Annotated in this window: 11 protein-coding genes; all 11 read right to left on the bottom strand. The window is 60.2% G+C overall.

The genetic code is table 11. The annotated features are described in order from the left end of the window. Nucleotides 1–209: 209 nt before the first annotated feature. Nucleotides 210–833, bottom strand: coding sequence for a hypothetical protein (locus ACEN9A_RS29465; RefSeq protein ID WP_258671673.1), 624 nt, complete (start codon nt 831–833; stop codon nt 210–212). Between the two features lie 10 nt (nt 834–843). Beyond that, entirely contained in the window at nt 844–5,226 is a 4,383-nt protein-coding gene (locus ACEN9A_RS29460) for an RHS repeat-associated core domain-containing protein (RefSeq protein ID WP_258671672.1), read from the bottom strand. A gap of 12 nt (nt 5,227–5,238) precedes the next feature. Further along, nucleotides 5,239–5,673 carry a DUF1795 domain-containing protein gene (locus ACEN9A_RS29455; protein WP_258671671.1) on the bottom strand — a complete coding sequence of 145 codons (435 nt, stop codon included), beginning with the start codon at nt 5,671–5,673 and terminating at the stop codon, nt 5,239–5,241. Nucleotides 5,674–5,691: 18 nt separating this feature from the next. Next, nucleotides 5,692–7,629, bottom strand: coding sequence for a type VI secretion system Vgr family protein (locus ACEN9A_RS29450; protein ID WP_258671670.1), 1,938 nt, complete (start codon nt 7,627–7,629; stop codon nt 5,692–5,694). Between the two features lie 144 nt (nt 7,630–7,773). Continuing rightward, the gene (gene tssH, locus ACEN9A_RS29445) at nt 7,774–10,452 is read right to left on the bottom strand and encodes a type VI secretion system ATPase TssH (protein WP_258671669.1); all 2,679 of its coding nucleotides are present in this window, start codon (nt 10,450–10,452) and stop codon (nt 7,774–7,776) included. Further along, nucleotides 10,445–11,497 carry a type VI secretion system baseplate subunit TssG gene (tssG, locus tag ACEN9A_RS29440; protein ID WP_026331811.1) on the bottom strand — a complete coding sequence of 351 codons (1,053 nt, stop codon included), beginning with the start codon at nt 11,495–11,497 and terminating at the stop codon, nt 10,445–10,447. Before tssG ends, tssH begins: the two co-directional genes overlap by 8 nt. Beyond that, complete coding sequence (gene tssF / locus ACEN9A_RS29435; protein WP_258671668.1) at nt 11,461–13,320, bottom strand: type VI secretion system baseplate subunit TssF; 1,860 nt, start codon at nt 13,318–13,320, stop codon at nt 11,461–11,463. Before tssF ends, tssG begins: the two co-directional genes overlap by 37 nt. Then, nucleotides 13,317–13,829, bottom strand: a complete 513-nt coding sequence (gene tssE, locus ACEN9A_RS29430) for a type VI secretion system baseplate subunit TssE (RefSeq protein ID WP_018927413.1) — start codon at nt 13,827–13,829, stop codon at nt 13,317–13,319. Before tssE ends, tssF begins: the two co-directional genes overlap by 4 nt. Then, nucleotides 13,823–14,248, bottom strand: coding sequence for a hypothetical protein (locus ACEN9A_RS29425; RefSeq protein ID WP_019650056.1), 426 nt, complete (start codon nt 14,246–14,248; stop codon nt 13,823–13,825). Before ACEN9A_RS29425 ends, tssE begins: the two co-directional genes overlap by 7 nt. Further along, entirely contained in the window at nt 14,248–14,700 is a 453-nt protein-coding gene (locus ACEN9A_RS29420) for a type VI secretion system amidase effector protein Tae4 (protein ID WP_018927415.1), read from the bottom strand. Before ACEN9A_RS29420 ends, ACEN9A_RS29425 begins: the two co-directional genes overlap by 1 nt. 82 nt (nt 14,701–14,782) lie before the next feature. Then, nucleotides 14,783–15,271 (bottom strand): Hcp family type VI secretion system effector, encoded by a 489-nt coding sequence (locus ACEN9A_RS29415; RefSeq protein WP_018927416.1) that lies wholly within the window; start codon nt 15,269–15,271, stop codon nt 14,783–14,785. Between the last annotated feature and the right edge of the window lie 13 nt (nt 15,272–15,284).

Genomic DNA, 15,284 nt, shown 5'->3' with positions numbered 1-15,284 from the left:
CCCGCCATGTCCAATTCTACCAAATACAATATCTTCTCCAGATCTATTGGCTTTGTACACTTTCCAGTAATCGTTTCCGTGAATGTTGGGCTGGATGGAACCGCCATCTTGGATGGTAATAAATAACCCTAGAGTACGACCGCCTCTCGAATGCTCTGAGTCTTCAAGTGTGGGTAAACACTTGCTCTTCAAGAGATTGATTTTGTCAATCATTCCTCAGGATAAATTTTCAGTTTGCTATTGTCCGTAAGTATTTCAAAAATGGTTAGGGAATCATCTGCGTGATTGATCTCATAAGACCTTTTCGTGAAGGTGCTTCGCCATATTTTTTCAGTAATCGAAGTGATTTTATCGGCGTTGTATTTATAATGGGTTTCGAAGTATTCTCCCGTGTTGTTCAAGCAGTAATGCCCTGTAGCTTTGTCATTCAGAAACTTAATCAGGGAAACCGAGTCAAGGTTGGCCTCTAGGTTGCCGTTTAGCTCACTGCCGAATGTAAGCTCAAGGATTTGATCGGCCTCATGCAAAAAAAACTTTCTATAAACAATCCATTGCTTTTTAATTGTTACGTATTTTGCAAATTTTAACTCGCCTATTATTTTGTTATCTTTATTCAAGAAATAACATTGCCTGTTTTTGGCTGGCTCGGAATCTTTTTTTAAAAAACGTCCAGGCTTACATCCCTGGAGCTCCGACATATAGGGGGCCGGCGAATAGGAAGGCATGATCCCCATGCCCCAGATTGTCGTTTTGTAGTTTTTCTCCATAGACGATATAAGCTCTGAATATTTATCCTTATATTCATTGAGTCGTGCATATAAAAAGTCCTTCATGGGGTATCTCCTACTTTGCTAATGGGAAAACCTTTCCACCGTTGAGCTCCAAGTTGAGTTTATTTAAACCCGACTCGAATCCAGATTTTGTGTTCGCCCCTTTTAGGGTTTCCCATACGTGTTGTTTATACGCATTGCCATGTACTCCTTCCCCAGCATGAGCGGTTGCTGTTGTATTTGGTAAACGGGACTGTGGGTTTACAGGCAGCCATATACCATTTTCTTTCTGATTTATGTCAATGCCAAGTCTGTCCATACGTCTTCTCAACCAGCGCATACGCACATCCTTCGAATTGGACATTACTATATGGTGGGCTCGATAGTTCGAGTTTGGCGCTTTACCCAAACGGCTTCCAAGAACTTTAGCATCGCTCGAGCAACTTAGGCCCAGAGCGTCTATCCAAGTGAATGGGTTAGGTGAGTATTGATAAAGATTGATTCCCCCCGCCAACCCAATCGGATCCGGCGTCGTAAACCGCCCCACATCCGGATCATAAAACCTGAACGTATTGAAGTGCAGCCCTGTCTCCCGGTCCAGGTACTGCCCCTGAAACCGCAGGTTCTGCTCTTCAATGTAATACGGCTCGCGCACCTCTTCTAACGTGTTGCCCCACACCCGATAACTCGCCTGCCAGACGTTGTGGCCGTCCGCCTCGGTGAGCTGTTCCGGCAGGCCGTTGAGGTCGTTGTGGTAGTAGCGGATTTTTTGCAGCGGGCCGGTGCCGTCGACGCGGGCCAGGGGTTCGTAACCTTCGTCTTCGTAGAGGTAGAGGCTGGTCTGTTGATGGCGATGTTCCTGCAACAGGCGCAGGCCGTCCCAGGTGAAGCGGGTTTCGCCGAGAGGGTAGCCGTTGGTGTCGTGTACGGTTTTTTCGATGCGCCGGCCCAGTGGGTCGTAGGTCATTCTGACCACGCTGCCGTTTTCATTGCGCACTTCAATCAACCGGCTTTCGGCGTCGTAACCGAAGCGCTGCAGGCCCCGTTGAGCGCTGCGTTTTTCGATCATCCGGCCAAACGCGTCATAGCGATAACGCTTGTCCTGATAGGTCAGCAGTTTGTTGTGCACCACCAGCCCGGCGCCGGGTTGTGGGCCGTCCAGCAGGTTGGCGGCGGCGTCGTAGGCGAAGGTTTCGCGCTGGCCGTGCAGGCTGTCCTGGCTGGCGATGATGCGGCCAGTGGCGTCGTAGTGCAGCAGTTGGCGGTGTTGCGTGGTGGGTTGCTGGTCGAGTTTGCCGATCAGGTTGTCGGCGGGGTCGTACTCGAAATGTTTCTGCACCGCTGCCGGCATCAGCGATGGCTGGCTGCTGTGTCGGCGTTGGCGTGAGCGTAAGCGCCCGCTGCGGTCGTATTCGCTACGAGTGCTGATCTGGCCTTGGGTGCGCAGCACTTCGCGGTGCAGGCGGTCGCGTTCGAAGTCGCTGATGACCTGGCCGTCGAGGTTGATCTGGTGCAGGTGGCCGCTGCCGTAGTACAGGCGATTGAGCCAGCGGCCGTCGGGCAGTTGGGTCTGGATCAGGTTGCCGAGTTCGTCGTAGTGGTAGTGCAGGTTGCCGGCCGCGCTTTGTTCTTCGAGCAACTGGCCGAGGGCGTCGTAGGCGAAGCTCAGGGTTTGTGCGTTGCCCTGGTGGTCGGTGAAGGTGACGGCGGTGAGCTGGTCCAGTGGGTCGTAGGAGTAGTCGGTGCGGCCATCGTCGGTGACTTTGGCGATCAGCCGGCCGACGGCGTCGCGTTCCAGTTGGTGAACGATGGGAGCGGGGGGCGACTCGGGGACGACGGCCAGGCCGTTGCCGTAAGGCGCCGGAACAGCCGTGACCGCCGCGACGTTATCCAGCAGGTCATAGGTGTAGCGCTTGGCACTGCCATCCAGATCCTGTTGTTCTGTCAGCCGATCCCCTGCATCCCAGGCGAAGCGATAACTTTCGCCATTCTCATTGGTCAGCGCCTGCAGCCGCCCATAGCGGTCATATCCAAACTGCACCTGCCGGCCGTGGGCGTCGGTACGCTGGCGCACCTGGCCGCGGCGGTTGTGTTGATACAGCGTGGTGTGCCCAGCCGGGTCGGTGTAGCCGATCAACTGGCCGGCGACGTCGCGCTGATACTGTTCGGTGCGACCGTCCGGCAATTGGCTGCTGAGCAACCGCCCCTGGGCGTCGTAGCTGAATTGGGTGCGTTCGCCGAGGGCATCGGTGATCGTTTGCAGATAGCCCCGGTTGTCGTAGATGAACCGCGTCGGATAACCCGAGCAATCGATGTGTTCGACCAGTTGGCCGAACGGGTTCCAGCGCAGTCTTTTGCTTTTGCCGGTGGCGTCGATGATCTCGACGACCTGGCCTTGGGTGTCGTAGCGGTAGCGGGTGACATGGTCCAGCGGATCGGTTTCGGCGATGCAGTTGCCGCGCTGATCGTAGCGATATTGCCAGCTGTTGCCTGCAGCATCGGTTTCCACCAGCGGCAAGGCCCAGTGCTCGAGCCATAGGGTCGAGTCACTGCGGCCCAGCGGGTCGGTTTCGCCGATCAGGTTGCCGGCGTCGTCGTAGCTGTATTCATAGCGCCCGCCCAGCGGGTCGGTGGCACTGAGCAATTGGCGTTCGTCGTTCCACTCGAACTGCCAGGTCTGGCCGAGGTTGTCGGTGTACTCGGTGATCTGGTGCTGGGTGTTCCAGTGGCGAGTACTGATGCGCTGCAAACCATCGGTGATGCGCGTGACACCGGCCTTCAGGTCATAGTCGAACTGGTAAGTGTCGCCTTCGTCGGTCCAGTGCCCGACCACGCGCCATTCAAGGTCTTCAACCAACGCCCATTCATAGAAACAACGCAGCCCCGTGGGCAACTGATGCTCGACCATCCGCCGCCCAGCGTCGTAGCTGAAGCGCCGTTGCACCTGGCCGGTGGCATCGCGCACTTCGGCCAGATTGCCCATTGCGTCGTAACCGTAGCTGACGAGTATTTCGCGGTGTTGATCGGGGTACAGACGTTCCACCCGAGCCACACGACCGCCTTCTTGAATCAGCTCGACCTGCACCAGATTGAAAGTATCCCGCAGGCGCACCAACCGTCCGGTTTCGTCATAGTCGAGGTGGATACGGTTGTCGTTGCGGTCGCCCAATTGATCAAGGCGCAGCAGCGCTGTATTGCCCGGCGTCGGATTGAACAAACGGTACACACCGTCATCGCTTTCAATCAGCAGCTGCCCATTCACATGCCGCCGAACACTGAGCCCTTCACCGGCACTGAACACCGCGCCGCCCAGAGGAATCGAGCCCATATCGATGCGCCGGCCCTGCTCATCGGTGTAGACCAGCGTTTCTCCACCCTCCGGGTGAGGCAGGATTTCAACCCGCACCTCGTAGGACACGCTCCAACCCGCGCCGAACAAGCTGTCGCGGCGTTCGTCGCGGCTGTTGTAGAAGCGCTGCCAATCGATCGGCAAGATGCCCGGCAGCACGAAGTCCAGCTCTTCATCGCCTCCCAGCACCTTGGCCCCGGTCGCAGCATGCACCGGGTTCGACGAACCCATGGCGGCGTTGGCCATGGCGCCCATGGCGCTGCTGACAGCCATCGACGTCGCGCCGCCGATCAGCATGCACGGCAGTTTGCTGAAGAACTTGCCCTTGCCGCCCTTGAGCATCAGCAACGCGGTGACCGCCAGCCCCACGCCCGGGGTCTTGCCGCTGCGGATCTCACGCACTACCACCGAACCGCCACCAATGGTCACGTTCGATGAGATCAGCCCGGACGATACGACCTTGGCGTCGCAGGTGGTGCGGTCGCCGCTGCGCACGGCGGGCTGGCCGTTGATGGTGACTTTGTCCGAGCCCTCGGCCAGAAACTGCGGCGGCATCGGCGGATGCTTCATGCAGGTGACCAGGTCCAGTGGCTTGGGCACTGCGCCGGGCGCCGGGGTGGCGACGGTGGGGCGCCACATCTGCGAGAAGAAGCTCTCGGCCATGTCCAGATAGCTGGGCTCGGCTTCGGGCTCGGGTGCCTCCAGCTCGGTGCCGGCCGGCGCGACATGGGACGGAATCGCCCCGGCGGCCCGGGCGGCGGGAATGTTGTTGGTCAGGGTGTTGGTGGAACCGGTGAGAATCGTCGCCTGCACCGTGGGCGGGAACAGCGCATTGCTGAAGCTCTCGCACAGGTTGCTCAGGCCCTTGTCGGCCCCGGTCTTGCTCATGGCAAGGCCGACGATGGTGCCCACCACCGCGCCGAGCAGGAAGCAGCCGAGGCCGCCGGTGGCGACGGTGATGCCCGTGGCCGCCACCACGGCAGCCGTCGCCACCGCGGTGATCGCGATGTTGGCCGCCACCTCCAGCACGCCGCCAAGAATGTCGGCCATCATCGAGGTGTGGTCGAGTGCATCGCCCAGCCGGGCGGCCCAGAGTGCGTCAGACATGCAGGGTGCTCATCAGGCCGGAACGTCGAACAACAGCGAACTCTTGATGGTTGCCCAATGCGCGGCTTCGGCATCGCCGAGTTTTTCCGCCTTCACGTAGCTCAAGGCGAGCATTTTGCGGGTGCCGGGCAATACCAGCGCCAACTGATATTGGAAGACTTTGTCGTTGCCCTTGTTGAACTGGCTGCGCAACTCGATGCCTTCGACCTCCTGGCTGGCGCCCAGGCGCACGGCGACGCCCGGTTGAAAACGCAAGTCCTGCACTTGTTTTTCCAGGCGCTTGAGCTGGTCGTCGAAGTTGCTTTGCAGGGTTTCGCCCTCGGCCAGCAAGCTGCGGCTGACAATCAGCGAGGTGCCCAGTTCGGGGAACTTGAGGATGTTGATCGTCGCGTCTTGCAGCTCGCCTGCCGGCAGCTGGAACTGGAGCTCATTGATGCGGTAAGTCATGGCGCTTGAATCTCGTGGTTAGCCCTTGGGCTTGGGGAATGCGGCATTGATATTGGCGTCGATGCTGGCCTTGACGCCCTGGCCGTCAGGCGTAGCGCCAGGGCCGCCGCCGTTGTTCAGGTGCAGCACGCCGCCGGTGTTGATCTCGGCGTCACCGCTGGCATAGAAGCTGATTTGCACGCCGGTCAGGTTGATCTGGCCGCTGGCATTGAGCTCCAGGATGCTTTCGCCGCACACCAGCCGCAGGTTTTCGCCCACTTCGATGACGTAGCTCTGGCTGATGCTGTCGGTCTTGCGCTGGCCCACCGACAGAATGTCTTCCTGCTTGACGATGCGCAGCCGGTTGTTGCCGATGGTCACCGTCTCGTTATGCCCGATGCTTTTGTTGCGGTCGTGGCCCACCGAGTGGCTTTCATCCACCTCGACCACGATGTCCTGATTGCGCTCGGCATGGATATACAACTGCTCGGCGCCTTTTTTGTCTTCCATGCGGATTTCGTTGAAATTGGCCGGCGAGCCGCCCTTGCTCGAACGGCTTTTCATGCCGCTCTGGGTAGCGTTTTCCGGCAAGTCGTAGGGCACGGTCTGTTCGGCGTTGTAGACGCGGCCGGTGATGATCGGCCGATCCGGGTCGCCTTCGAGGAAGCTGACGATGACTTCCTGGCCGATTCGTGGGATCTGCATCGAGCCCCAGTTTTTTCCGGCCCAGGATTGCGACACGCGAATCCAGCATGAACTGTTTTCGTTGGATTGGTCGTGACGGTCCCAGTAGAAGTGCACCTTCACCCGGCCGAACTGGTCGGTCCAGATTTCCTCGCCCTTGGGGCCGACCACCAGTGCGGTCTGCGGGCCTTTGACGATTGGGCGGTGGGTGTTGGGCAGCGGGCGATAGCTTTGTTGTGCATCAATGCAGGTCAGGCTGCTTTCGAACTGCGCCGAGGCCGCGCCACCGCTGGTTTCCAGGCTTTCCTGGTCAATGTGGTAGCGGGCGCCGACGATCAGGTATTCGCGGTTCTGGTCCTGGCGGCTGAAGCCGGTGAGGCTGAACAAATGACCCGACCCCAGGCCTCGGGCGTTGCCGGCCAGCTCGACCTGTTCGTGCAGGGTCTGCAAGGCTTCGATGCGGGTACGTGCGTAGTGTTCGCCGTCTTCGCTTTGCACATAGGTGCCGGGGTAGTCGTACAGCGGATAATCGCCGGCGGTGTGCGGACGAGGCATGGCCGAGCGAACGTCAATCCGCGCGCCAGGGCGCTGGAAGTCATAGTCGTTGAGTTCCAGCGAGCCCGGCTGGACTTGCTGGGCCAGGTGCCAATCGTAGATGTGATCGCGTTCGCGCTGCTGCTCATTCTTGGGGTAGTAGGGCACCGAGGCATAGCCGGGCACGTTGGCATGGGCGCCGTAGGCATCGGCCAGCACCAGCACATGACGACCCTGTTCATGGCGGAAGAAGTAGTAGATTCCTTCCTGTTCCATCAGGCGGCTGACGAAGTCGAAGCTGGTTTCGCGATACTGCACGCAGTATTCCCACTCGCGATAGGGCCGGCTCAGGGTATCTTCGAAATCCGAGAAACCCAGGTCGCGAAACACCTGCTTGATGATCTGCGGGATGGTCAGGTTCTGGAAAATCCGGCAATCGGACGTGCGGGTCAACAGCCATAGCCAGGGCCGCAGCGTGGCCTGGTAACTGGCGAACTGGCCCTGGTCGACGTTCTGGCTGCAACGGGCAACGATGCCATGGAAATGACGCTCGCCACCGCCGTCCAGTTGCAGGCTCAGGCACATGGGTTTGCCGAGCAGCTGGTTGAGGTCGATGGCGTTGTCCAGCGAGTGCAACTGCAGCTCATAGCTGAACAGCCGCCCCAATTCTTCGTCTCCGCCCATGTCCTTGAGCAACAGCACATCCGGCCCCAGGGGGCTGGTGATCTTTGCCAGGCGTGAGAGTTGCTTGAATAGCATCAGTTATCCCTTGTCACTGCTGGATTCCTTCCGTAGGAGCTGCCGAAGGCTGCGATCTTTTCTCTTGATGTCGCTTGAGTTTCAAGGGAAAGATCAAGATCAAAAGATCGCAGCCTTCGGCAGCTCCTACAGAGGGGTGGCCGCTTAGGCGGCGTCGCTGAAGTCGTAGTGCAATTCGTTATCCCGGGCGCTGATCCGTACGCCTGCCAGTGCCTTGCCTTCGAGCATGCGGGTGAGGAATTCGCGGCTCATGTCCGGCAGCAGGCTGTTGGTCAGGATGGTGTCGATCATCCGCCCGCCGCTTTCGGTTTCGGTGCAACGGGAGACGATCAGGTCGATCACCGCGTCGTCGTAGTCGAAAGCCACCTTGTGGGTGTTTTCCACGCGCTTCTTGATGCGGTTGAGTTGCAGGCGGGTGATGGCCTTGAGCATCTCGTCGCTGAGCGGGTAATACGGAATGGTCACCAGCCGGCCCAGCAATGCCGGCGGGAAAATCTCCAGCAGTGGTTGGCGCAGGGCCTTGGCGATTTCTTCGGGCTCCGGCACGTTTTGCGGGTCTTTGCAGACCTGGGCAATCAGCTCGGTGCCAGCGTTGGTGGTCAGCAGAATCAAGGTGTTCTTGAAGTCGATCACCCGACCTTCGCCGTCCTCCATCACACCTTTGTCGAAGACCTGGAAGAAGATCTCGTGCACATCCGGGTGAGCCTTTTCCACTTCGTCCAGCAGTACCACGCTGTAGGGTTTGCGCCGCACGGCTTCGGTCAGCACGCCGCCTTCGCCATAGCCGATGTAGCCCGGTGGCGCGCCCTTGAGGGTGGACACCGTGTGAGCTTCCTGGAATTCACTCATGTTGATGGTGATGACGTTTTGCTCGCCGCCGTACATGGCTTCGGCCAGCGCCAGGGCGGTTTCGGTCTTGCCCACACCGGAGGTGCCGGCGAGCATGAATACCCCGATCGGCTTGCTCGGATTGTCGAGGCCGGCACGGGAGGTCTGGATGCGTTTGGCGATCATCTGCAAGGCGTGGTCCTGGCCGATGATGCGTTTTTTCAGGTGCAGGTCGAGGTTGAGCACGGTTTCCAGTTCGTTACGGGCCATGCGGCCCACCGGAATCCCGGTCCAGTCGGCGACCACCGAGGCCACGGCCTGGTAATCGACCGTCGGCAGAATCAGCGGCGTTTCCCCTTGCAGGGCGCTGAGACGCTGTTGCAGGTCCACCAGTTTTTCGCGCAAGGCGTGGCTGGTCTCGCTGCCGTCCTCGCTGTCCACCACACCGACGCGCTCGCGCAGGGTGGCGCGGGTGGCGAGCAGTTCGTCTACCAGGGTTTTCTCTTCGGCCCAGCGACTTTCCAGCTCGGCGAGGCGTTCGCGTTCGGCACTCAGCAGGTTTTCGCTTTGGGTTTGGCGGGCGCCGATGACGATGCCGATGGCGTGCTCGCGGGCGATGATCTGCAGCTCGGTTTCCAACGCCTCGATGCGCCGACGGCTGTCGTCCACTTCGGCCGGCACGGCGTGCAGGCTGATGGCGACCCGGGCGCAGGCGGTGTCCAGCAGACTCACGGATTTGTCCGGCAACTGGCGCGCGGGGATGTAGCGATGGGACAGTTTGACCGAGGCTTCCAGGGCTTCGTCGAGGATCTGCACCTGATGGTGTTTTTCCATGGTCGAGGCTACGCCGCGCATCATCAGCAGCGCCTTGTCTTCGGACGGTTCGGCGACTTGCACCACCTGGAAGCGGCGGGTCAGGGCCGGGTCTTTTTCGATATGCTTTTTGTACTCGGCCCAGGTCGTGGCGGCCACGGTGCGCAACGTGCCCCGGGCCAGGGCCGGTTTGAGCAGGTTGGCCGCGTCCCCGGTGCCGGCGGCGCCACCGGCACCTACCAGGGTGTGGGCTTCGTCGATAAACAGGATGATCGGTTTTGGTGAGGCCTGGACGTCTTCGATGACTTGGCGCAGGCGCTGTTCGAATTCACCTTTCATGCTCGCGCCGGCCTGCAACAGGCCGACGTCCAGGCTGCGCAGTTCCACATCCTTGAGCGCCGGCGGCACGTCGCCGGCGACGATGCGCAGGGCAAAACCTTCGACCACCGCGGTTTTTCCGACGCCGGCTTCACCGGTCAGAATCGGGTTGTTCTGCCGACGGCGCATGAGGATGTCCACCAGTTGGCGGATCTCTTCGTCACGGCCGACGATCGGGTCAAGCTTGCCACTGCGGGCTTGTTCGGTGAGGTCGACGGTAAAGCGCTTGAGCGCTTCCTGCTTGCCCATGGCGCTTGGGGCCATGGCGCCACTGGCTTCACCGGGCACGCTGCCGGCGTTGAAACCATCGCTGGCGCTGAGTGCATTTTCCGGCGAGTCGCCGACGTACTCGTCAAAACGCTCGCTCAGGGCCTCGACCTTGATCTTGTCGAACTCTGCCGACAGTCCCAGTAATCCATGGCGCAGGCTCGGGGTCTTGAGGATGCCCAGCACCAGATAACCGGTACGCACCTGGCTTTCGCCGAACATCAGGCTGCCGTAGACCCAGCCACGCTCCACGGCTTCTTCCACATGGGAAGACAAGTCAGTGATTGACGTCGAGCCACGTGGCAAACGATCCAGGGCTTCAGTCAGGTCCCGGGCCAGGCGCGCCGGCTCGACATTGAACTGGCGGATGAGGCGGTGCAGGTCTGAATCCTGCAATTGCAGCAACTGATGAAACCAGTGGGCCAGTTCCACATAAGGGTTACCGCGCAACTTGCAGAACACGGTGGCGGCTTCGATGGCTTTGTAGGCCACGCTATTGAGTTTGCCGAACAACGCGGCGCGACTGATTTCACCCATGCTCTTGGCTCCTTGAGATCTGTGAGGTGTTGGCTTGCTCGGCGTAATGCCGGGCCAGTATTAAGTCCTTGGCATCTTTTGCGGGCTTGCCCACCCAGGTATTGAACCCCAGGCGGAAGCGGCCATTGAGTTGCAGCGTCGGCACTTCGGGCTGTTTCAGAACCAGGTTCAGATCCCAGTCCAGTTCATGGCCCAGGTATTCGGCCACCCAGGCCACCAGCTCATTGAAGGATGGGCTGCCGGGCAACATGCTCATGTAGTCATCCAGCTTGAGCGGCCCCAGGCGAATGCGGAATTTGTGCTGGCGATCCCAGACGCAGCGGCCCAGGCAAAAATCCACGCCCAATTGATGGGCGCTGACGCCCACGCGGCTGCGCTCCGGCAGCACCAGCCATTGGCCGACGTATTCTTCGATCTCCACCGGCAGGCCGAAGTACTCGCCGATGATTGCCTTCAAACCGTCGGGATAGCGGGTTTGTGCCGACAGATGACCGCTGTAATGCAGCTTCGCCGTGTCGGGTATCAGGCCTTGTTTGAGCAGGCTCGGCATGCCTCGACCGCTTAGCGCTGCCAGACGTGCCGACCAGTAGTCATCGTCCGGGCGATCATGGCTGACTGTCGGTCGCGCTTCGGCCCAGGCCCGGTAAAACAGGCTCAGCAGGCGATGATGGAACACATCCAGAAAGCGTTTGCTGGTGCTGTCGGCGTTGTTGCGCTGGCGTTCACGCACATATTCGGTGAGGTGCAGCGGCAACGGGCCGTTGGGGCCGCCGAGGCCAAAAAAGAACTGTTCCAGACGCGCTGGCGAACCGTCGATGCCCGGCTGTACCGAGGCCAGGGTCGCCGGGGCGAAGGTGCAATCGGCCTGTTGCCCAAGGCGCAAGGGGTCATCGGCCAGGCGCAACGAATGGCCCAGGCGCGGAAGCTCAGGCGATTCGCACTCGATGCGCCGTAATGCCTGGAAGAAGTCGTATTCCCAGGGCTGCTGGTGCATCGCGTCCAGGGTATTCACAGGGTCGGACGGCGTCCGGGTTTGGCTTTCCATCGCATGATCTCGCCGCGCTCGGTGGTACGGATCACCGTCTCGGTAAAACTGTTGATCGACACGTAACGTGCCAGGAAGCGCTCGAAGACTGCACCGAGCAAAAAGACGCCCGTGCCACGAAACGCGTTCTCATCGAATTCCAGGGTGATTTCCATACCGCGGCCAAACACGATCGGGCCCGGCATTGGCAAACGTCGGGTGCAGGCTTTGCTGCTGACTTCGCGCAGGCCTTCGATCTGCAATTGCAAGGCTGCATCGTTGTCGTCGCCATACAGGCGCAGCAGCTCGCGCAGGGCGGCGGCGCCCTGGCCTTGCTCGCTGAGGGACAAGTAGTTCAGCGAAAGCTGGCTGATCAACCGCCAGGCCTTGGCGTCGTGGGCATGGCTGGCGCGTGGGCGGCTCGGGCCTGCCACGCAGCGTACCGCCGCTACCGGCGCGCTGTCGGCCAGGGTGAAGTCGGTCTTGTTGTTACCCATGCTCATGAACAGCGGCAGGTCGCGGTTGGTGCACAACGCCGTTACGCCCAATTGGCGCAGGTCGTGACGATAGGGCGCCTGCTGGCTGTCCACCAGACTGACGAAGGTTTCGCTACCGATGTAAGTCGAGCGTGGGCCGTTGCGCCGCTGGTCGCTGGAGAGCATGCGGGGTTCGCGCCGCACTGTGTAATACGCCTGATCGCGGCCGTAGCGAGACGGATCGCGGACGGCGTAGAACGGCAAAAAAGGCTGTTCCGACCCGGTGCCATGGCCGGTGAGGGCGGTCAGGGAATGAATCTCGAAATCCATCGGCCGGGTACGGTCGGCGATCACATGGTGTTCATTCACCCGTTCCGACAAGTGAATGCGATCCAGGCGCTTGGGAAACAAGTTGATTGCCGGGGTGCAGAACGGCAGGAACTGCGCGGCACCGACGCTGCCTTCCAGGCTCGGATCGTGACGGTTGAACAGCACAATCAATTCCAGCTCCTGGCCCTGGCAGCGTTTGACCGCCCGGCTCAACCCGGTGAAGTCGACAAACAGAAAGCGGCGGGGCAGGGCGAAGTATTCCTGCAACAGGCGATAGCCCTGGAAGGCTCGCGACACCACTGGCAACGCGGCGTCGGTATCGTCGAACCCCACGGAGCGCAGTGCATCCTGGGGCAGGCGTTCTACCCAATCGCCGCCGGGCTGACGGGCGAAGACGGCGCAGGCGTTACCCAGCAACTGTTCGTAGAGGCGAAAGGGCTGTTCGTCGGCGCCGTTGAGGTACAGCGGCAGGTTGTCCAGGGCCAGACTGTTGAACGGCAGTTCGGCACCGGTGCGCAGGGTCAGGCGCAGGCCAGCCTTGGCCTTGGGGGCGCTGGCGGCCAGGCGCCCGAGCACGGCGGACGGGTTGCCGAAGTACTCGGCCTGGCTGACCTGCAATGGCCACAACGTCACCGCATGGGCGGTGCGGTATTCGCAGCAGGTTTGGCTTTCGCGACCCAGGGCTGCGCGCAGAACCGTATCCCGGGGCAACGGGAAGCCGCTGCTCAGTGAGCCTTCATCGGGGTCTGCCTGCAATTGCACCACGGTCATCGAGGGTGTCGGCGCCAGGTAATGGGGGTACGCGATTTCCAGCAGGTTGTGGGTGAAGGTCGGGTATTCGGCATCGAGCTTGAGCTGTACCCGCGCCGTCAGGTAGGCGAACCCTTCCAGCAAGCGTTCGACGTACGGATCGGCGCAGTCCATGCCGGACAACGTCAACCGACTGGCGATTTTCGGGTATTCCTGGGCGAACTCCGCCGCGCTTTCGCGCACGTGGTGCAGTTCCTGGTTGTACAGTTCCAGCAGGCGCGGGTTCATGAGTGTCTCCGCTGGTCGGCGTTGACCACTCGCACATGGCCGGATTCCAGGTCCAGGTCGGTTTGCAGCATCAGGCGCAGCGGCACTGGCTGGGCCCAGAGGTCGCCTTCGATCTCGAAACTCAGGGCGTTGTGATTCATCTCGGCGGATGCCCGGGCCCGCACGCGCAGGGTATGGCGCAGAATTCGCGGCTCGAACGTGGCGATGGCCTGGTGGATCAGTGCTTCAAGCGCCGCGATATCGACGTTCGATGCACTGTTGCCGGCCAGGGCTGGCAGCCCGAAGTTGACCACCGAAGTGCCGGCCGGTGTGTGCAGGGTCGCATCGGCGCTGAGCAATGACGTGGTGTTGAGCAGCCACGCCAGGTCCCGCAGCACCGAGGCTTTGAGTTGGGTCAGGGACAGTACGCGCTTGTCGGCGCTTTCCTTGAGGTTGCCTGGGTCGTCGTCGGTCAACCGATCCAGCAGGGACGGTTGCAGGCGATCACGGGTGGCGATGTCGGTTACCACGTAAATGGCGCTACATACATTTTTTGGTCCCCTCCCGTGCCGCAGGACGCAAACGTGTTGACCGCTCCCGCCTCCAGCCCTCCCGGGATCTGGCGGATAGCCTGCATTTTGCTGAGGCAGTCGCGGCTGGGCGCAGGCATGTGCTCGCTGCGCCAGACCGAAAATATCGGGATGTTGTTGAACGTTTCTACGCGCAGTTGCTGTTGTTTATTCAGGCTGAAGCTGCAAGGCCATTCCATGTCCAGCTTCATGCGACTCTGGTCAGGTTTGACCAGCGTGCATTGACCCTGGTCGTCAATCAGGCTGAGTTGCTGCCCAACAAAGACGGCCTGGGTTGTTGGCATCTGGGCATGTTCGGCGCATGCGCTCAGGCTGGTCAGGCTTATCGCCAGGCACATGGCGAGCCGGTGATTTTTCATTATGCGAGCTCCCAGAACCAGACAGCTCTGGATCTGTAAAAGAGGTCGCCGGTTTGGGTCAGGCCCCGATTCCATAGATCAATATGATCGCCAGTACGATTGTCCGCCGACTCCCCTGACTGCTGGAAACAGTCCTTGAAGAAGATAAGCCCGGTCTTGCCCATCAACGTGCGACGCTCCTCGGCGCTGTTACCCAGAATGGTTGGTCGCCCCAGATGATGCTTCCACAACCAGTTCGCCAGCGACTCGGCACCCCGGGCGTGCTCATGTGCACACTTGGGTTCGGTATAGGTGGATTTGTTGACCTTGATGGTCAGCTCTGCATTGAGTGTCGCGCTCATGCGGATAGCACACTGGTTTTCCCAAGGGCCCTCACAGGGCTTGGCGTCAGGATACGTAACCAGAAGGTCGGAATAGGCTTTCCACAAATTGACAAACGAAGGCTTGGCCATGACTCAGACACCGGATGGGAAAGGATTGGATTCGAGCAAGCACCAAAATGCCCCCGGCGCATAACGACGGGGGCACGTTCGATTACACCTTGACGTTCTGGCGGATGTTCCAGCCGAACTTGATCGGCCCGCCTTCCTTGGTGCCGTCGGCTTTTTGTGGCTGGTAGTCCACCAGCACCTTGGCGAAGTTCAGGGTGACGTTTTCAGTCAGACGATCATCGCTGCCCGAGCCGCCGGTGCTCAGGGAACTGATCAGCACTTCTTCCAGGTTGATGATCATGTACTCGACCTGGCTTTCGCCGCCGGCCTTGCGCACGGTCAGCTTGACCTTGTCGATGTGCTTGCCGCTGGCGCAGTGCATCATCAGGTTGGGTGTAGCCTTGTCGACGTACTTGGTCAGCGACAGGTCCTGGACGTTCACCTTGCCGGCTCCGCCGCCGCCCCCCACGTGCATATTGCCGGACTGAGACATGCCCCAGCTCCAGTTCAAGACGTCGATTTCGTCCTTGTGGGCCTTGTCCATGGACTCGCCCTTGATGTCGCCGATCTTGATGAAAATATCAACAGCCATGTTCTCTCCCTGT

The organism is Pseudomonas sp. Pseusp18, from assembly GCF_059506005.1.
The sequence above is the reverse complement of the archived record's forward strand: the minus strand, read 5'-3'. Positions and strand labels throughout refer to the sequence as shown.